The sequence below is a fragment of the Ruegeria sp. G7 genome, assembly GCF_056535465.1.
The window spans coordinates 594,995-614,453 of record NZ_JBQFIL010000002.1; the positions used below are offsets into that span (position 1 = coordinate 594,995).

17 protein-coding genes and 1 pseudogene are annotated in these 19,459 nt (G+C 53.4%); 10 read left to right on the top strand and 8 right to left on the bottom strand.

What is annotated here, in order from left to right; all coding sequences use genetic code 11:
• Positions 1-25 precede the first annotated feature (25 nt).
• From ACR3EN_RS19575 to ACR3EN_RS19585, 3 genes are all read right to left on the bottom strand, one after another.
• The gene (locus ACR3EN_RS19575) at positions 26-1,183 is read right to left on the bottom strand and encodes a hypothetical protein (RefSeq protein ID WP_480870500.1); all 1,158 of its coding nucleotides are present in this window, start codon (positions 1,181-1,183) and stop codon (positions 26-28) included.
• A 139-nt stretch (positions 1,184-1,322) separates the two neighbouring features.
• The gene (locus tag ACR3EN_RS19580; protein WP_480821234.1) at positions 1,323-2,735 is read right to left on the bottom strand and encodes a hypothetical protein; all 1,413 of its coding nucleotides are present in this window, start codon (positions 2,733-2,735) and stop codon (positions 1,323-1,325) included.
• A 19-nt stretch (positions 2,736-2,754) separates the two neighbouring features.
• Entirely contained in the window at positions 2,755-3,354 is a 600-nt protein-coding gene (locus ACR3EN_RS19585) for a polysaccharide biosynthesis/export family protein (RefSeq protein WP_480821232.1), read from the bottom strand.
• A gap of 283 nt (positions 3,355-3,637) precedes the next feature.
• Between ACR3EN_RS19585 and ACR3EN_RS19590 the strand changes: the two genes are divergently transcribed.
• The 8 genes and pseudogenes from ACR3EN_RS19590 (at position 3,638) to ACR3EN_RS19625 (ending at position 11,945) form a co-directional block, all read left to right on the top strand.
• Positions 3,638-3,850, top strand: coding sequence for a hypothetical protein (locus tag ACR3EN_RS19590; protein ID WP_480821230.1), 213 nt, complete (start codon positions 3,638-3,640; stop codon positions 3,848-3,850).
• Between the two features lie 103 nt (positions 3,851-3,953).
• A pseudogene (locus ACR3EN_RS19595) lies at positions 3,954-4,677 on the top strand (IS5 family transposase).
• A 483-nt stretch (positions 4,678-5,160) separates the two neighbouring features.
• The gene (locus ACR3EN_RS19600; protein WP_480821228.1) at positions 5,161-6,165 is read left to right on the top strand and encodes an NAD-dependent epimerase/dehydratase family protein; all 1,005 of its coding nucleotides are present in this window, start codon (positions 5,161-5,163) and stop codon (positions 6,163-6,165) included.
• Positions 6,162-7,403: a glycosyltransferase family 4 protein gene (locus ACR3EN_RS19605; RefSeq protein ID WP_480870503.1), complete on the top strand. Its 1,242-nt coding sequence runs from the start codon at positions 6,162-6,164 to the stop codon at positions 7,401-7,403. Before ACR3EN_RS19600 ends, ACR3EN_RS19605 begins: the two co-directional genes overlap by 4 nt.
• Complete coding sequence (locus ACR3EN_RS19610) at positions 7,393-8,382, top strand: glycosyltransferase family 2 protein (RefSeq protein ID WP_480821224.1); 990 nt, start codon at positions 7,393-7,395, stop codon at positions 8,380-8,382. Before ACR3EN_RS19605 ends, ACR3EN_RS19610 begins: the two co-directional genes overlap by 11 nt.
• Before the next feature lie 20 nt (positions 8,383-8,402).
• On the top strand, positions 8,403-9,092 hold the full coding sequence (locus tag ACR3EN_RS19615) for a Gfo/Idh/MocA family protein (protein WP_480918482.1): 690 nt from the start codon (positions 8,403-8,405) through the stop codon (positions 9,090-9,092).
• A gap of 74 nt (positions 9,093-9,166) precedes the next feature.
• Positions 9,167-10,510: an NAD-dependent epimerase/dehydratase family protein gene (locus ACR3EN_RS19620; protein WP_480918483.1), complete on the top strand. Its 1,344-nt coding sequence runs from the start codon at positions 9,167-9,169 to the stop codon at positions 10,508-10,510.
• 34 nt (positions 10,511-10,544) lie between these two features.
• Positions 10,545-11,945: an oligosaccharide flippase family protein gene (locus ACR3EN_RS19625; RefSeq protein ID WP_480821220.1), complete on the top strand. Its 1,401-nt coding sequence runs from the start codon at positions 10,545-10,547 to the stop codon at positions 11,943-11,945.
• Positions 11,946-11,992: 47 nt separating this feature from the next.
• Here the strand turns inward: ACR3EN_RS19625 and galE are convergent, their stop codons facing one another.
• Complete coding sequence (galE, locus tag ACR3EN_RS19630) at positions 11,993-12,994, bottom strand: UDP-glucose 4-epimerase GalE (RefSeq protein ID WP_480821218.1); 1,002 nt, start codon at positions 12,992-12,994, stop codon at positions 11,993-11,995.
• Positions 12,995-13,344: 350 nt separating this feature from the next.
• On the opposite strand from galE, the gene ACR3EN_RS19635 reads away from it, so the two are divergent.
• Together ACR3EN_RS19635 and ACR3EN_RS19640 are read left to right on the top strand one after the other, a co-directional pair.
• Complete coding sequence (locus tag ACR3EN_RS19635; protein ID WP_480843231.1) at positions 13,345-14,586, top strand: glycosyltransferase family 4 protein; 1,242 nt, start codon at positions 13,345-13,347, stop codon at positions 14,584-14,586.
• A 4-nt stretch (positions 14,587-14,590) separates the two neighbouring features.
• Positions 14,591-14,941, top strand: a complete 351-nt coding sequence (locus ACR3EN_RS19640) for a transposase (RefSeq protein ID WP_480821214.1) — start codon at positions 14,591-14,593, stop codon at positions 14,939-14,941.
• Positions 14,942-14,987: 46 nt separating this feature from the next.
• Here the strand turns inward: ACR3EN_RS19640 and ACR3EN_RS19645 are convergent, their stop codons facing one another.
• From ACR3EN_RS19645 to ACR3EN_RS19660, 4 genes are all read right to left on the bottom strand, one after another.
• The gene (locus tag ACR3EN_RS19645; protein WP_480821212.1) at positions 14,988-15,761 is read right to left on the bottom strand and encodes an SDR family oxidoreductase; all 774 of its coding nucleotides are present in this window, start codon (positions 15,759-15,761) and stop codon (positions 14,988-14,990) included.
• Entirely contained in the window at positions 15,758-17,359 is a 1,602-nt protein-coding gene (locus tag ACR3EN_RS19650) for a GMC oxidoreductase (protein WP_480870509.1), read from the bottom strand. Before ACR3EN_RS19650 ends, ACR3EN_RS19645 begins: the two co-directional genes overlap by 4 nt.
• Before the next feature lie 82 nt (positions 17,360-17,441).
• Positions 17,442-18,266 carry a glycosyltransferase family 2 protein gene (locus ACR3EN_RS19655; protein WP_480821208.1) on the bottom strand — a complete coding sequence of 275 codons (825 nt, stop codon included), beginning with the start codon at positions 18,264-18,266 and terminating at the stop codon, positions 17,442-17,444.
• A gap of 3 nt (positions 18,267-18,269) precedes the next feature.
• Positions 18,270-19,406 carry a Gfo/Idh/MocA family protein gene (locus ACR3EN_RS19660; RefSeq protein WP_480821206.1) on the bottom strand — a complete coding sequence of 379 codons (1,137 nt, stop codon included), beginning with the start codon at positions 19,404-19,406 and terminating at the stop codon, positions 18,270-18,272.
• Between the last annotated feature and the right edge of the window lie 53 nt (positions 19,407-19,459).

Below are 19,459 nucleotides of genomic sequence, written 5' to 3' on the forward strand. Positions count from 1 at the left end.
GCATAAGTTTGTGTTCTCGCGCAGGTCAGGCTGCAATTGCGTGAAGAATGCCATCTAGTGTTTTCCAAGCGATGCCCCCCCATATGACGTTAACGAAATGTGAAACTCCGACACACAAGAAGAAAACCAGGAGACTGTTAAACTGTTTTGGAGGCAGTTCGGTGTTCGATCCGGTTTTTGCGTAACCCAGACTTAGGGCGATCAACAAAGAGAAGATGACGGCGGTTGTATGGAAACTGACCCAACGCCCCCAATCCACGGCGACGATGTAAAGAGGCAGAAATAGCAACCCAGAAACCAGATAGGCGATCAAAAAGCGGCGTCCATCCACAAAGTGCCTGCCTATCAGAATGATCGGAACCGCCGTGATTGCATACAAAAGCGCAAAAGACAGTATCAAAGGTGAAAAGAGCATCCAAAACGTTGCTGTCAGATAGTCTCCAAGCGGTATCTCCAGAGCTTTGATTGCCCCCGAGCAAATCTCGATATCCGCGCCGGCGGCCAGTAACGGACGGCATACTGTCATGAAATCCGTCACGGTATCGAAGCTGAACGCAATAACAATCGCCGCTATGCAAGCGCCAGAAATGATGAGTGCCAAGGCGACGAGATCACTGCGCGAAATATCGGATTTCAGAAACATCAAATAATAGCAAAACGCAAAAAACGGAGCAAAAAACAGATTTCCTTCGTGGCTCAGAACAGCACAGCTAAACACGATGGCTGCCGCATATATAAAAAGCCTGCTGCTCGTTTGGCGGCTAGCGGCAAAAAGCAACAGCGCAAACGCAAGAAATGTGATGAGTTCTTTGCGTAAACCTCCCTGATCATCGAGAGCCCAAAAACTGATGAAGAATCCCGGCGACAGAAGAAGAAGCCAAAGCGTTGCAGGTGTTTCAGATTTTCTAACAGAAAACGCTACCAGGCTCACCGTCGTGAGCAGTAGGAGTCCTTGCAGTAGCACAACCAATAGAATCAGGTCGATAGACAAGGCTCGTGAAACCCGCAACAAGATCGATCCCATAACCCCTCGGCGGACTATCGCATCGACACTATTGATCAGCCAGTCACCTTGCTTCCAAGCGTTACCGCCCAAAAGAAAATCCTGATATGCCAGCGCCGCAACGTAGAGCGCAAGTGCCCATACGAGAACTTTGGGAATGGAATATAGATAGTTTTGCAAGGTTTATGTCCCCGCTCGAATAAGTGTCAGAACAGTGACCTACCCATGCACCAAACAGCGACGGGCCTATGCGGCGACCGATCAGAACAAGATTCAGCAATCCTTGAGCCTGATACTAAGCTCGGAGCCATAGGGCCGGTTAAGGACGCCAAGCGAATTCCCGCCCGATCGAAAAGAATGCAAGGGGGCTATCGGCGCGGCCCAGTCCTTCTTCGTCACGCACGCGGTAATTCAGGCCCGCGTTGACGATCCATTCTGACTCTAACTCGTAGCTATACACAGCGTTCAAATCGGTGCGTTCGATGCGCGGGTCGACGGTTGTAGCTTCTGTAAGGATGTACGTCGCCCCAAAACCCAGACGTGAGGAGGGGCCAAGTCCAAAGATATAGCCAACGTCGAGAATATTCACGGTTTGGAAAACGTCGTCCGTGGTGGCTATAGTATTTCGATCAAAAAATATTTGCAGTTCGTTTTCGCCGAATAATTGAGAATAAGTTAGTGTTCCAATTGGTTCGATGGCATCGGTGCTTGTGTTGGCAAACCCAAGGTTTGCAGAAAACTCGCCATTCGCAATCGCAAGATCTCGGCCCACGCGTAGGCGGTTGAGGCGCCCGGCGGTGTCAAGTTCGGATTCAGCTAATACGAATGCGCCACCATCTGCCAGGTCACGCTCGACCTCGATACTGCCGATAAAGCCTGTAGTCTCGATATCCCCCATAATGTCGCGCCGTTCGTCTATGTCCGAGTAGCCCAGGGTCAAGGCAACTCGAGCGTCGGCGGACAATTCTTGGGTAAGACCAAGATTAATCTCTTTGGTGCGACGGTCTGTTTGGTCGGGATCATCCTCATCGAATTGTTCCGCGAAGATTTCGATACTCGCTGTCGTGCGCGGCGACAGTATGAAGCCGACCCCCGCAGTGGCGCTGCTAGTTGTTTCATCGAAAAGGTCGGGATTGGTCTGGTCGATATACCGAATGTCAACTGTGTCGACCCGGAAGAAATAGTTCACCAGATCTTGGCGACCGAAATCCATCTGTAAAGATAGGCCATATTCGCGCCGCGTACCGTCGCCGGTCAGGTCGTCGAAATCAGGCGGCAGGTCGACCACGCCTTCTTCGTCGACGAAATCTCGCAAAGACCTGAGAAAGCCAATATCGTAGCTGAGAAAATCAACCCCGAGGTCCAGTCCGGCATTTGCGCTCTCGCGACTGTAGTCGAGATCAAAAATCGAATCTCCAAAATCGAACTCGCTCGAGCGATCTGGCAAGTTGGACCAGCGGAGTGCCGTCACCGCGTCGAGATTGAAACTTTGGATTGGAGTTATACTTGATATGCCGAAAGACAGTGGGGTCGAAATGATCGTGCCATGGCCTTCTTCCGGGACATCTAAACTTAGGTTGCGACCGGTCTCGATCCTTTGGGCTATTCCAAATGTATAAATCGTTCCGGATGTGTCGGCAGGCAAGGTCTGAGCCTCTGCGCGATTACTCGCGCTCGCGATCGAGAAGACGGCACCAGTGAATGCCGCAATTCGGACAGGGTTGAGTTTCACGGTCCGGTCACTTTCACGATTATTCGAACAGGCGTCGCTGCGGGATCACGATCACGTCGCCATCAATCAGCCTTGTATTGCCACCGGTACCCGTTCCGTCAAGCATAGCGTCATAATTGAACTGGTAGACGTTTTCATTGCCCGATTTATCTGTGCGACGCAGCATAACCCGTTTGGTCGCCGCAAATCGTGAGAAACCACCCATTTCACCAAAAAACTGCAAAAGTGTCGTGCCGCGTACCGGTTCATGGCGCCCAGGAGAGCCCGCCTCGCCGATGACATAGACATTGATCGTCTCATCCGGGAGCGGTGGGATCGGTACATTCAATGCCCCCAGTGAGACAAACACATTGGGTTCAGAAGCGAAATTGGGCGCAAGCAAACCTGTTAGCTCTGATCTCACTTGTTCGACCGTCCGACCGCCCGCTCGTACCGTGCCAGCTAGCGGCACGTTGATCCGACCATCCGGCGCGACAAGGATATCACGGTTAAGGCTTTCGTCCTCCAAAACTTCAACTCGCACGGTATCGCCAGGTTGAAGTCTGTACCCTTGCGCCAGAGCCGGCAGCGCAGGAACGCTGATCAATACCAAAAAAAGAAATGTGAAAAACGATCTCATGTTCAAGCTCTTTCAACTCTTCATTGCAGAATGGCCGACGCTACGTCGGGGTGCCCAGTATCTTGTTTCGGCGATATCTTGCCCAGCTTTCAAGTCATATTCCATGATTTCTTTTGAACTGTGTCGAAGTTACCCTTTGTTAACCGACCATTATTAAGCTGATCGGCAAATGCTTGCCGTCTTCGTGCGCCAGTTCAGGACATTATTGTGACACATTTATATACTTCTCTGACATGGCGTCAGGGCTGCATTGGTCGAGGCGCAGTCGGGGAAGAAGCGTAAGATGATAGTCGGACTGATCTTGCTTAGTATAGTGGCCGGTGGCGTGCTCAGCGTCGGCGCACTGATTTCTGGTTCGTCACTTGGTACTGCGATCTTAATCTACGCTGTGACTGGCGGTCTCGTTTGCTTGGTTCTTTGTGCCCTGCTCATGTGGCGTTTTCTGTTTGCCAAGGAAAACCGCATCGAACACGTTTCTGCCCAGCAGGCTAACTAATAATTAGGGTCAGGACCCATTGATTTTCGGGTATTGGCGTGGTTCACGGTTTGGAAAACGAGCGGTGAACACGTCTGATCTTTCTTGGTTGAGCGACGCCCAGATGGCCCGTCTGGAGCCTTTCTTCCCTAAGTCCCATGGCAAGCCACGGGTGGATGACCGGCGGGTCTTGAGTGGCATTATCTTTATCAATCGCAATGGTTTACGATAGCGTGATGCCCCCGCCGCCTATGACCCACACAAGACGCTCTACAATCGCTGGAAAAGGTGGAGCGACAAGGGCGTCTTCGCCCGGATGATGACGGGTCTGGCTGCCGAGCACAGTGAAGAGAAGACCGTTGTGATCGACGCGACTTATCTCAAGGCCCACCGCACAGCGACCAGCATGGGCGTGAAAAAGGGGGGCGTGGGCACCTGATTGGTCGGACGAAAGGTGGCATGAACACCAAGTTGCATGCCATTTGCGATAGCTAAGGCCGTCCCTTCATCTGTTCGTAACGGCAGGGCAAATCAGCGACTGCATCGGCGCACGGACGTTGCTGAGCAGCCTGCCCGATGTCGATTGGTTGCTTGGAGACCGGGGCTATGACGCTGATCGGTTCAGAGAAGCGTTGAAAGAAAGAGGGATACGTGCCTGCATCCCCGGTCGCAAGCAACGCAAGGCACCTGTGAAGTACGACAAGCGCCGCTACAAACGCCGCAATCGGTTCGAGATCATGTTCGGTAGGCTAAAGAACTGGCGGCGCGTGGCGACCCGGTACGACCGCTGCCCGATGGACTTCCTGTCAGCCATCGCCCTCGCCGCAACCGCTATGTTCTGGCTATGACAAACAAACGAGTCCTGACACTAGATGTTCGTGCCGTTCGATCCGCTTTGCAGAGGTTTCAAAACCACCCAGACACGACGACTGCGCATATTGCGATGATTGGAAGAAGAAAGTGGAACACAGTGTTTCGACTCGTGAGTTCCTACTACACATTGCCGTCTAGTGAAATGCGCTGTCACCGAAACCGTGGCGGATAACAACTTTGCGCGTATTTGCGGCTTTGTATTTCACGACACCTCAAAAAGAAAACTAATCTGCGCTCGATTTAATCAATGGCGTCGAAATAACGCTCTCGGGGGAAAATTCCGAGCGCGACCATTCGTATTCGTGCACACTTGCAATATAACGCCATCGAAGATGACGGAATCCCGGTTTATGCAAGAGTTTGAGTTGGTCTGTTTATTGTCAGGATTGTTTGAGTTTTGCGGTCAAGAATTCGTATGCGTATAAAGCATCACAAAGCACCTGGATTGTGATAACATCATGGCTAGGTTGAATATTCTGGTTACAGGCGCAAGTGGATTCATCGGGCGCCATACTGTGGATGCGGCGCGCGCCGTCGGCCACAAAGTGGTGGCATTGGTACGTTCTGAGGCCTCAGCGCCCGCTGCGTGGAGCTCTGATTCAGGTATAGAGGTATTCGCCTTAGATTTGGCCAAGGCCGCTTCTGCAGATCAGCTAGCGAAACGATTGTCCAATGTGGATGTGATTATTCACGCAGCCGCTATAATGACGGGATCACCAGATCGCCAGCTTCGAGAGACTCTCGCGGCAACTGAAACCGTCCTGAGTTCTGTTCAGACCTGTTCGTCCACACCACGATTGGTCCTGGTAAGTTCCTTGTCAGTTTACGATTGTCGATCATTGCAAGCTGGTTCATTGCTGACTGAGGAGTGTCCGCTAGAACCTGCCCCGCACGAGCGGGATGCCTATTGTCGGGCCAAACTGATGCAAGAGCAGCAATCAAGAGCTGCTGCAGAAGCGCACGGTGTCGATCTTTGGATCATGCGACCCGGCGCAGTGTTCGGTCCAGGTCGATTGTGGAATGGGCATTTGGGACATCCGGTCGGGCCCGTACTGATTGCGATGGAAAGCGCCGGAGAGGTTCCTGTCAGCCAAGTCGCACACACCGCGCAGGCACTTGTAAAGGCTGCAGAAACACCAGCCAACGGGGTTGATGTGATAAATGTGTTTGATGATGATCGCCCGGACCGCGCAACCTATGTCGCAGCCTTGCGCCAGACCGGCTGGCCACGTGCTGTTCTGCCTATCAGCTGGCGCCTTTTTGGCTTTGTGGGGGGAATGCTTGCCAAGATACCAGGTCTTGGGACTAAGTTGCCCGGGCTATTGCGACCCGCTACGCTACACGCCCGGATGAAACCACTGTGTTATGACACGACCCGGCTTCATGCGCGATTAGATATCCAGCCGCAAAAGTCTTTCGCCGAGGTCATGCGACGGTCACACATCGAAGGTCAAACACAATGAGTCGTCTCGCACCCATCGCCTATCTGACGGGCGAATACCCTCGTGCGACAGATACATTCATTCAGCGAGAAATTTTTGCGCTGCGTGAACAGGGTATCCCTGTCGAAACTTGCTCGATCCGCAAGACCGGCTTCGAGCATCATGTTGGCCCGGAACAGCAGCAGGAATTTCGAAACACGTTTTACGTCATCGCCGCCGCAAAATTCCCGTTGCATCTTGTCAAATGCCATATGAAGGCTCTTGTGCAGGCACCGGGCAGGTATTTTTCGGCTTTAAGATTGGCGCTGAATACGCGTCCTGCCGGATTGAAAGGCCTGATTTATCAGCTCTTCTATTTTGCTGAGGCGGCGGTGTTGGCAGAACATTTACGTGAACGTAAGGTCCGTCATCTGCACAATCATATCGCTACAGCAACCTGCACTGTTGCGATGTTGACAAGTCGGATTAGTGGCATCCCCTTCAGCTTTACAATCCATGGGCCAGACATTTTTTTTGAACCGAAACACTGGCGTATCGATACTAAGATTGCAGAAGCTAAATTTGTGGCCTGTATAAGCGATTTCTGCCGCAGTCAGTGTATGATTTTCTCGGATACTCGACACTGGCATAAGCTCAATATCGTTCATTGTGGAATTGACCCTGAACGGTATCTGGCAACCAGCGCCGCAGATCCTGACCGGCCACACTTGGTATTTGTCGGTCGGTTGGCAGGAGTAAAGGGGGTTCCGATCCTACTTGAAGCTGTGGCGCGTCTGGTCCCGCGGGTTCCGGGGCTGCGAGTGACATTGATCGGGGACGGACCAGAACGATCTGACCTCAAAGACAAAGCGCGTGACCTGAAACTAGATACGGTTGTTCAGTTTCCAGGTTATAAATCCCAAAGTGAGGTGGCCGATGTTTTGGCGGACGCCGACGCCTTGGTGCTTCCCAGCTTTGCTGAAGGTGTGCCGGTGACGCTGATGGAGGCCATGGCAAGCGGTTTGCCCGTTCTGGCGACCCGGGTTGGTGGCATCACGGAGCTGGTTGAGGATGGCGTCAGCGGTTACTTGGTGCCTCCGGGTAACGTGGATGCGTTGACCCAGCGTCTCGGCGACTTGCTGTGTGATCCAGAATTGCGAACGCGCATGGGGCGCGCTGGGCGGGCTAAGGTGACCACAGAGTTCAATCACAAAACCGAAGCCGCGCGTCTGGCGCGACTTATTCATTCCGAACTGGAAGAGGCACGGGATGCCGAATGAGAACCCGACGCCCGCAATCGGGCTGGTCCTGATAGGCAGAAATGAAGGCGAGCGTCTGGTACGTTGTCTTGCTTCGGTTCCGTCCGAAGTATCCGCTGTAGTCTATGTAGATTCGAATTCATCCGATGATAGCGTGCAGAAGGCTCGCGACGCCGGTGCGCATGTTGTCGAACTGGACTTGTCCCGCCCGTTCACCGCGGCACGGGCACGTAATGCGGGATATGCTGCGCTAAAGGCGATGGATACTCCAATGGACTTTGTCCAATTTATCGATGGCGATTGCGCTGTTGTTGATGGTTGGATTCCTGCCGCCGCCGACGCGCTGCGTAGCGTACCCGAGCTTGGCATTGTGACGGGATGGAGGGCTGAGATCTATCCTGATGCGAGCATATACAATGCGCTTTGTGAATTTGAATGGCACCGCCCGGCCGGTCCGATCCTGACCTGCGGTGGTGACATGATGGTGCGCGTCGAAGCGTTTGATGGGGTTGGTGGTTTTGATAACAACGTCATCGCCGCTGAGGATGATGAGTTCTGCGTGCGAATCCGCGATGCTGGATGGAAAATCGAGCGCCTGCCTTTGGGCATGACGCGGCACGACGCGGCAATGACGCGCTTCTCGCAATGGTGGAAGCGAGCCGTTCGCACAGGGCATGGGTTCGCGCAGGTAGGTGATCTGCATCCCGGCTATTTCACACGAGAACGCAAAAGGGTGTGGTTCTATGGTTCTGTGCTGCCGGTTATCGCGGTATTTGGACTGTTTGTGTCGTTTTGGCTGACTTTGGCGGTATTGTGTGTCTATCTCCTGTCTTACCTGAAGACGACACAAGGGCTTGTGAGTGATGGGCTGCCTCGCTCATCGGCAATGCGACAGGCTGTGTTTTTGACCTTGTCTAAGATTCCCAACGTCATCGGTATGTTGACTTATCTATCGCGTCGCAGACGAGCGGCGCCAATGAAGATCATCGAGTATAAATAATCAATTGTGTTGAAAAGAATATGTCTCAGAATCCAATTCGTGTCGGCCTGATCGGAGCCGGATACATTGCAACCTGGCACGCAAACGCTCTGCGGGCTAGCAAAGGCGTAGAGTTAACAGCAATCTGCGATGTGTCTTCTGATGCCGCGTTGGATTTTGCAGGAACTTATGGAATTCAGCCGTTTACATCGATCGAAGACATGGCAGAGGCAAATGTTTGCGATGCGGTTCATATACTAACGCCTCCGCATATCCATGCTGATTTGGCGGAGCGTTGTTTGCTTGCCGGCTTCCATGTGATGGTGGAAAAACCATTTGCTTTGTCGCAGGATGACTGCGTGTCCGTTGCGTCTGCGGCCGAAGAGGCAGCGCGAAAGGTTGCAGTGTGTCATAATTTCCTGGGTGTTCCCTCGTATGGGCGACTAAAGCACGCCTTTAAATCAGGCGCGCTGGGACGCGTTAATAGCACCGAGTTCAACTGGCGTTTTCCTCTGGGGCCTCTGAGATCCGGACCTTATGGTCTGTGGATGTTGCAAGACACGCGGAACCTGCTTTTTGAGCTTGGCCCGCATCTTTTCGCGTTCGCCGTCGATCTGTTCGGTGAGATTAATGATTTCAAGTTGGACACAGGCAAACCCGTGACACTGCAAGGGGGCAGTCCCGTCCGCAAAGCTGGAAGATCCGAGCGCGGGCAGGGCATGTTGATCTAACGTTCAATCTGGATCTGGTCGAAACCATGGATGACAGGTCAGTCGTGATACATGGCTCTTCGGCGACTGCAAGGTTGGACTACGCAGCTGATACGCTCATGGTTCGCCGTGAGAACACATCGGACATCGTGATCAATCCATTCCGTCAACAGATTGGACTGGCCGGCCAGCATCTGCGTGAAGGTGTGGTCAATGGTATCACGCAACTAGCCTCTTTAAACCGCAGGTCCCCTTATGCCCTGAGCTTTCTCGGTGCATTTGAGGCTTTTTATGATGCTATCCGCACCAATAGCCCGGTGGACGACCGTTTTTCAGCTGCTGCTGCAGAAGCTGTCATAAGCGCCATCGAGCGAACCGCCGATTTGATACCGGATGAATTCACCGCGAAACCTGATCCGATTGTGCCGAAGACCCCATTGAAACCCACGATTATGGTGATTGGCGGGACGGGTTTTATAGGTCGCCATCTGACCCGCATGTTGGTGAAAGGCGGGCGTCAGGTGCGGGTGCTGAGCCGCGGGCGTCACGGTCCTTTCGCCGATATTGCTGATCACGTCGAAACCGTCGCGGTTTCATTGCGCGACAAAGCGGCGCTGACCGCCGCGATGGAAGGCATCGAGGTTGTCTATAATCTAGCCAAATCGTTAGACGGGACTTGGGAAGGTTGCCTGGAAAACGACGTCGGAGTGGCTGTACGCGTGGCCGAGGCTGCGCAGGCGGCTGGCGTCAAACGGTTGATCTACACCGGTACGATTGCTTCGTACGATATGTCCGATCCTGCGCGTACGATTACCGAGGACACTGGATTCGCCGAGGACATGAGAGACCGCAACCTCTACGCCCGTTCCAAGGCGGAATGTGAGAAGCGGCTGTTAGAGATGTATCGAACACAGGGATTGCCGCTGGTAATTGCGCGCCCCGGTATTGTGATCGGCGAGGGCGGGCCGTTGCAGCATTGGGGCATCGGACGCTGGCACGGGGCCGGGGCCGTTCGAGTTTGGGGCAACGGGAAGAACATCCTGCCCTTTGTTCTGATTGAGGATATCGCAGACGCCCTCATCGCGATGATAGACAATGATGCGGCGTTGGGTCAGTCATTTAATCTTATTGGTGAGCCGATGATGAGCGCACGGGATTACTTTGATGCGATTCACGAGGCTCTGGGTGCGCGGATTGAGGTCAAAACTGGCGCTTTTTGGACTTTTTTTCTGTCTGGCAGCATCAAATATCTACTCAAACGCTATGTCGTGGGACTGCGGGACCTCAAAAACCAATCTTATAGTGACTGGAAATCACGGGGTCATCTGTCTCCCTTCAGCAATGCCAAGACTAAAGAGGTGTTAGACTGGAAACCAGTAGCGGATCGGGATGATTTCGTCCGAAAGGGCATCACCCAAGCCAACCTTTTCGGATTCTAAGGATGCGTCGGGGTCTGGCCATGACTGAGGCACTATGAAGTCACTGGGACAAAGCATATCCGCGTTGATGTCCGATCGCCACAGTTTGCGGCGCAAGATCATGGCATCCGTCGCGTTGTCGACAATGGTCTTCGTCATGCAGGTCATTGCGCGGATCGTCTCGACGATCGTTCTGACCCGCATTCTGACGCCTGAGATTTTTGGTGTTTTTGCCGTCGTTATGACTTTCATTTTTGTGCTCGAGATGTTCTCGGATTTGGGTGTGCGGTCGCTGATTCTGACACGCGAGGGCGAGTTGGATGACGGATTTTTGCGTTCATGTTGGACGGCGCAGATCCTGCGCGGTGTGCTGATTCTGTTTGTTTGTGTCTTGTTGGGCTTTGGCATTGATTGGGGGCAGGGGGCAGATCTGTTCGACATCGAGTCAAGCTATGGCGACCCCAGCCTGCCTTTTGCGGTCGCTGCCATCGGCGGGTTCTCCATCATCAGCGGCTTCGCGTCACCGGCTAAGTTTGTCTATGAGCGCGAGATGAAGTTTCGGCAGGTCAGTAAAGAAACGCTGATCAGGTTGGTGCTTACCACCGCTATCACCATTGGTCTCGCATATTGGTTGCGCAATATCTGGGCTTTGGTTCTGGGCAATCTCGCAGGTGCGTTGATCATGGTCACACTGAGCTATGCGATGTTCTCTGGCCCGAAGATGCGCTTGATTTGGAACATTGCTGATTTTCGGATCATCATCGAACGTGGCAAGTGGATCATCGGTCATTCCGCCTTGTCTGCGGTTACCGTGATGGCGGATCGATTTGTTTTGGGTTTTGCAATGTCTGCAAGTTCGTTTGGTTTCTACTATATCGCGCGTCAGATCGTGGACCTTGTCGAGACTTTTCTAAACACCGTTCATGCTCAGATGGGGCTGCAGGTCTTTACCGAACTTCACAAAGACCAAGAAGGTTCTTCTCTGCGCCGCCGTTATTATCGATATCGCATCCTGTTTGACGGTCTTGCGACATTTGCGGCCGGGGCGCTGCTTACGTTCGCTCCGACCCTTATCGGTATCATTTATGATGATCGTTACGCGGATGTTGCAGGTATGATCCAAATACTGGCTGTTGGCCTGATCCTGATCGGGCCACGCCTGTTGCGCGAGGCCTATAGCGCACAACGTCGTTTCCGAGAGATGACCGTGCTCAGCCTGATGAGCGCAGCAACGATCTGGATCGGATTGTGCATCGCGATCTGGGGTTTCAATTCAACGACGCTTGCGTTGTTCGTTGTCGCTTTGCATCGCATCCCCGAAGTCACGATGCTCTTGATCATGGGGCGCCGTGAAGGCTGGGTCTCGCTCCTGCACGAATTCCGGTTGATGCCGCTCGTGCTTGTCGGCGCAGCGGTTGGTTGGGGAATGGCTGAGCTTTGGGCGGCAATCCCATAGCTACAAGCGAAGTTCTGAAGTAAAAGCTTCAGCCCGTGGTGGGCTGGCTACCTATCCGCAGAAAACTTCCAGTTGCTTTCGCACATGTCCAATAGGCTGTGCTTGGCCTCGAATCCAAGAACTTCGCGCGCCCGGTCGGTTGCCGCGTAGGATACAGGTGGGTCTCCAGGGCGGCGACCCTCTATTCGACTTGGGATCTCCCTGTCGATCACATCAGAATATGTTTTCAGAACCTCCAGTACCGAATGCCCTTGCCCGGTCCCGAGATTAACGAGGTGGCTTTCCTTTTGTTCCAGCAGCGCGTCAAGGCTCAGCACGTGTCCACGGGCCAGGTCAAGAACATGGATGTAGTCTCGGATGCAGGTTCCGTCTGGTGTTGCGTAGTCACCGCCAAAGATCGATAGGGCTTCGATATCTCCACGCGCAACCCGAGCTATGACGGGCACGAGATTTCCGGGCGGCTGCGAAGGATCCTCACCTATCAGCCCGGATGAATGGGCGCCAACGGGATTGAAGTAACGCAAAATACCGGTCTTAACGTTAGGATGTGCTTTTGTGACACGGGCCAACAGTTCTTCGCCAAAAAGCTTGGTTGCACCATAGCAGCTATCCGGCGCACAGATATGCTTCTCGGTCAGTGGCATTTCCGCGGCGCTTCCGTAAACCGCCGCCGAAGACGAAAAGACGATGTTTTCGACAGCGCTTGCTTGCATCGCGTCGACGATATTGATCAGGCCCGCACAGTTCGAATTGTAATACCCGATTGGATCAGCCTCACTGTCAGGTACAGACTTAAGTGCAGCGAAATGCACCACTGCGTCAAAATCATTGGCGCTAAAGGCAGCCCTGATGGCGTTCTGGTCGCGAATATCCGCTTCGATTACCGGGACAGTTTTGCCGGTGATCTGATTTAGCCGTTCAGGCACGTCGCGACGGGCATTTTCGAAATTGTCCAGTATAGTGACGGTGTAACCGGCTTCCACCAGTGCCGCATAAGTGTGCGAGCCGATAAATCCAGCGCCACCAGTGAGAAGAATATGCCTTGTCATGTTTCACCATTATGACGGGGCCGATCATGCGATTGTTCCATTGCGGTCTCCCTGATCAATTTACGCAACAATAATAAACATCCCATTAGATTGTCGCCGCTCCAAGGGCCGATCCCCAGTTGTGGAAACTGCCGCATGTTATTGCAAATAATGCCAGAATCTGGCGTTGATACTGTGCCACAGGTCGCGGCAACTGCAACTAGAATCTAGCATGAACCAAGACTCCCTGATACGAGTCAGTTACGTACGCAACACCCGCAGTGAAGTGGTGGTTGTTCCATCCTTTTATAAAGTTGATTAAGCCCTAAGAAGGAGTTGGGCAAAGAACCATTTGCTCAGTTTTTTTGGATATGAATGAAAAAACAGACCAGTCGATGAAGATTGCAATTTACGTCTCATCATGGCCGCCCGGGCGTGTCGCGTCTGGGATTGTTACCTACACTTCCCAGCTTGTGTCCTCTCTTCGAGCTTTTGGGCATGAAGTCTATATTCTGACCCCTGACGCTGGTGAGCCAGACCCCTACACGATTGATCTACAGCAAATACAGGTACCGCTTTCATCCAGGATTTGGCAGAAGATTCAATCGAAACTGACATCCCGCCCTTATGATGCTTTGCGCCATTCTGCCAAGATCACGTCAGCTATTTGTAAACTGGTAGATGAAAAGGGAATAGAAGTCTTCGAGATCGAGGAATCCTTTGGTATGGGTGCCGAAGTTGCGATGATGAATATCGTCCCCGTTTCGATACGCCTTCATGGGCCGTTTGTTTTGACCGGCGGTTTCGACGACGCGTTGTCGGCATTGCCCATCAATGACGGGCGTTCCGAGCGCGAAGGACAAGCAATCAAATCAGCTCATTTTATTTCGGCGATCTGTAATTATACTTTGGATGCGGTCAGGAAGCAGTACGGTCTTGAGCTTGAGAACAGTACAATTATTCCGACGCCAATCGTGGCAGCACCGGAGAAAGAGATCTGGAGCGTTGACGGCTGCGATAAAAACAAAGTGCTCTTTGTCGGGCGATTTGACAGCATAAAAGGCGGGGATTTGGTTCTGCAGGCGTTTGCGAAGCTTGCCGAGCTAAACCCGGATTTGACGTTGACTTTCGTCGGGCCGGATCAAGGTATTCGGTCTGAGAAAGGCATTCTTTACTTTGAAGACTATTTTAAAGCACATTTTCCATCTGAGCTGCGAGAAAGGGTCGATTACCGCGGGGAAATGAGCCACGCAGATTTAATGGCGCTGCGTACAAATCACTATTTGACAATCACAGCGGCTCGTTACGACACGATGGGATATATGTTGTTAGAAGCGATGTCGCTAGGTTGTCCGTTGATTGGCACAGCAGTTGGAGGGACTCCTGAGGTAATCAGGAATGAGCATAATGGCCTTATCATCCCAAGTGAGGACGTTGATGCACTAGCAGAAGCATGTCAAAGACTGCTCGATAATCCCAAACTCGCCGAGCAACTTGGACGACAAGCATGGATCGATTGTAGCGAGTTGTACAACTCCAGAGCAGTGGCGGCTAAAACCCTTGAAGGGTACAAGGCGGCGATCCGTCGTTTCAAAGTACAAAACGCTAGTTGATGCGTTGAAAACCGATTTTGGTTTCTTTGCATTGGAGAAAACCCCCCGTTTTCCGGAAGGCGACTTCATGCAGTATGGTACTGTCAAGCACAGTGTTTTCTATCTTAACTATTACACCGACCGGTCGATGAAGCCTCGCCACAAAGTACTGACCGGTCGGGTGCGCGGCATTATCCGTCAGATCTGCGACGAGAACGAAGTCAACATCCTGCGCGGGATGAAGAGTCGTTTGCCTCGCAAGGTGCAAGGTGAGTGTCCTGCGCTTGACAGGCGCTATTGGTGCCGCCGGTTTTTGGTGAGGGAACGTTGTTCAAGTACCAACGGGGAACTCACCGAGGACATCGTGCGGCAATAGGTCGAAAGCCCCAGCACAGATCCTGCTGGAGCCAGCCGCTAGTCGCTCAGGAAAGGCTCAACGGAATACGTTTTTTCCCGGTAATCTTGTTTAACAGCTTCCGTTTGAGAGAGATCGGCTCAAGAAACTCGCTATCTTGATCAAAAAGGCGACCCGTGAGCATTGGATCATGCCATAACGCCAGTCGTACGCCCCATTTGGCGGCATCTGCAGGATCAATCCCGTCGGGTAGGCCCATGCGCGTTTTCAAAGAGCCCGGGATCCAATCGTTAATTACGATATCCGGAAAACGATCGCCAAGATCCGCCACCAGTGATTGGGTCAAAATGCGTGCGGCTCCCTTGGTCACCGAATAGGCCGCCGCAGTCGGTGCCGGGGCGATATGGGCGAAGGTGCTGAGGTTGACGATCCGGCCATAGCCGCGCTCGACCATGCCGGGAAGGACTGCGTGACAGCAATAGAATACGCCTCCCAAGTTGATGTTAACGGATTGCATGAAGCTTTCGGGGGTTTCGTCCAGAATATCACGACGCGGATAGACAGCTGCGTTGTTGATCAGGATCGTAGGCATACCTGCGGCGGTATTGATCTCTTCAAATGCGCGGGCAACCGCGTCGGGATCTGAAACATCTGCTTCAACGGGCATAAACCTATCGCCCAAGTCCGCCGCAAGCTCGGTCAATGCGCCCATGTTGCGACCGACGCCTGCAACACGAAGATTCTCAGCAACAAGAGTGCGGCACAGCTCACGACCCAAACCGGCGTTGGCTCCTGTAACAATGGCAACACCTTCTCGAATTCGTTGACTTATATCGGTCATGGAGCCTCCGTGAACAGAGTTGGCTTATTTGCGCGCTTGGCGATGATGTCTCCGACCCTAAGCGCATTGGCGGCGATGGTCAGACTTGGATTAACCCCCATTGATGTCGGCATAAACGAGCCATCGGCGACATACAGGTTTTGCAAATCATGTGCCTTGCAGTCGGGGTCGAGCACGGATGTGCCGGGATCGGTTCCAAAGCGCAATGTACCCAGCGGGTGGCCTACATTAACGATTGGCTTGATCGACAAAAACATCATGCGCCAGCGACCGATCGCACGCCGTATCGCCCGGCGTAACCCGATTTGGCGGGTGAACACATCGCGTGCGACAGAGTATTCGAAAGTAAAGACTTCGGGGTCTTCTGGATTCAGCAGAACTCGGTTCTCACGGACTGGAAAATCCTCCATCTGGGCAACGAAGACATCTGCATTTCCGAACAGTTTGGCTGCCAAAAGGGCAGGTATGTTCAGCAGGCGACGCAGTTTTGTATACTTGGCAAACCGCGAGCGGTCGAACTGCATGAGCAGGAAACGCAGGATCGTTCCGTAATTCGCCTCATATCCCATGGATTGGGTCAGTCCCATGCGCTCATTTTTCACGACATAGAAATCACGCGTCGACACCGCCCGGCTGCTACCAATGGGTTTCGCGTTGCGACGTGGCCAGACAGCAAAGAAATTATCAATATGGAACATCAACCCGCGCCCAACCCAATCGCTAGAGTTGGCGCAACCTGCTGCGGATTGATCAGTAGATCGAAGCAATAAGGTAGGAGAGCCAAATGAGCCGGCCGCCAGAACATAAGTTGAGGCATGCAGCATGTAGGAATCGCCCTGATGCAAAACGCGGACGCCGGTGATCTGGCCGGGTTGATCTTCCACCAATTCTTGAACATCGCATTCGGTGATAAGTGCAGCGCGTCCACTGGCTAGCGCGGGCTCTACACCGGCCGAGCGGCCATCCATCTTACAGGCACGTGGACATTTTCCACCGAGGCAATTTGTGCAGCCGTCAAGCCCTTTTCGAGCAATATGTGAGTAATAGGGATGCAGACCCCGTTCGCGGAAATCGCTTACCATAGCAGCTTCTTCAGGGGTGAATTTGGGCGGTGGCCGGAGTTTGACTGACGGAAAGTCTGACAGCGGATCTTCGCCGCCGTGCACGTATAGAATATCCTCGGCTTGATCGAAATAGGGTAGAAAGGCGTCGAAACTTACGGGCCAGCCGCCTGTGGGGTGCTTGATGCCGGGCGTGTCGTCCAGATCATGCGGTTCGGGGCGTTCAAGTGCAGCAGCATAAAAAACAGAAGAGCCTCCGACGCCGCTGCCTAAGGGCGCGAAATAGCGCGAGGTTGTCCCCTTGTCACGCGCTTCGACCGGTTTGGGCCAAAAACCCCGCAGTTTGCGTGCGAAGGGATCGCCTATATCGGGTGTGTAAGCCTGTCTCTCACTCCGGTGGCCTGCAATACCTTTTTCAAGAAAGAGCACCGATAGCCCGTGCTCGGTCAAGCGACGTCCGATGATGCCACCCCCCATGCCGGCGCCAATGACGATCACGTCCCAAGCCTGCGATTGAGCTTCTTTGGGAGATATCACCCCAGGCCTCCTTCCGCGGTTAAGCTGGGTCGTGCAGTATCGCGTATTTTACGACCACCGATCATCTGTCCTCCGCGTCGCGTCATCGTCCTCTGCTCCAAGTGGAGTCGCTGCGCATACGCACCAGCAAGCTGACTGTCACATAGACCCCAAAGCCAACCGGATCAGTCAGAGCAAGCCTCATGAGATGCCCCTTGGTCAGTGGAGTTTTGCCTTCCCGGTCCAGAATACCGGGATACAGATTGGCAAGCTCGGCAACACCTGCGTCCTGCCTGCGACGTACCCGTACAAGGGCCCGCAACCCTTCCACCAGCGGCCAAGAATATGAGGCGGGAACTGGTCGGCGCTCTTCCGGAGTAAATTGCAACCGTACGAAAGTGTCGTCGGAGATGATTTGCGGAAATTCGTCCCATCGCCCGCGCCCGGCAGCGTTGACAGCAAACAAACCGGCACCTGGAACGCCTTCTGTCATGAAAGGAAGCCGGGTCCATATTCGGCCATAAGCCCGTGTGACCCAGCTTTGCGCTGGGCGCAGTTTCAGATCACCGCTCGCATAGACAGGTTCCACACGATCAAGAACCTCTACCAGCTCGCCCAACAATAGCGGGGACATCACAACATCGGCGTCCAAGTAAGCTCGCGCCCCACATCTTGCAACGGCATCGGCGCGGTTGAGTGCCGCAGGTTTGCCTGCGATATCCGATTCCAAAATCTCAAAAGACCAGCCCCGCTCTGAGAACCGCTGCGCATAGCTGCGCGCGATGTCAGCGGTGCCGTCGGTGCAGGCATTTGCCGATACGATAACCTGGGCGCGCCGTGGGGTGACTTGCGACAATACGCCTTCAAGGCAAGGGCCAATATACGCTTCCTCGTTGTTTGCAGGTATGATGACCGAGATGTCGTACATGGATTAGCGGGCCAGCTTCTCTGCCCACGGCATGGGTGCAACTGGTTCGAAGCGGGTTTGCATGGCGGCAGAGCCAGCATGTTCCCTAGCATTTTGCAGGGCCAGCGTGACTTCGTTCATGTGCAGCGACAGGTCGGGCGACAGTCGGCATGGTCGGTCTTCGAGGATTGCATTCCGCAGCTCGACTACGCCGAGAGCAAAGTTCATCGATGCGGCGCCCTTGCGCCCAAGCTTTTCGTGGGTCGGTCCTTTGAGCTTGAGACGCCGGGCCAGAGGAGCATTGACCAATCTGCGGCGTAGGGGAAATCGGCGACGCAGACGCACAGTGGCCGCGTTATTCCAGCATTCGTCCATTTCGATCACTCCTGTATCCCCGATGATCCTGAGTTCATGGTTGTGGGTGGCGAGTATTGAACAAGTTAAACGCGCGACGATGCCGCTTTCGAAAAACAGGGTTCCAACGGAAAAATCTGGTGCCGGATCGGGCGTCACATCCTGCACATCCGCCAGAACCGCAGAGGCGGCTACAACTGTGCGAACCGGACCAAACATCGGCAATAGCCAGGCCAGATAATAACCGGCATGTTCAAGTGTGCAGCCCACCTCGAACTCGTCTTTTGCCGGCCATGGCGCACCGCTCTCAGATAGCCATTTTTGATAGGGGGCCTGCGAGATAAAATCGTCATCCATCTCGGCATAGACCAAGCGGACTTCCCCGATCACACCAGCACGCAATCCAGACCAGATCGTTTGCGGTGCCTCACCCAGAAAGCTGCAGGGCGCTGAGGCAATGCGCAAACATCGCTCGGCTGCAAGATTGATCAACGCATGCGCCTGATCCATCTGCATCGCCAAAGGTTTTTCAGAATAGACGTGAAGCCCGGCCTCGAGAGCTTGACGCGATACGTCGAAATGCTCGGAAGGGTTGGTAAGGTTCAGCAGAATATCCCCTGCCTCTGCGGTCTTAAGTAACGCCTCAAAGCTGTCTACAGATGGCAAAGACCAATATGTGCAGAACTGTGAAAGCCTGGCCGGGTTGCGGTCAAAGCAGCCGGCTATCTTTATGTCGGGGTACAGCTTAAGAGAGCGCAGATACAAATCCGCGACATATCCAGTACCAATAATCAACAATCTGGGCATAAAGAGAAATGACTCTTACTCAATGGATGGGCACTCATAAACAACGAACAATT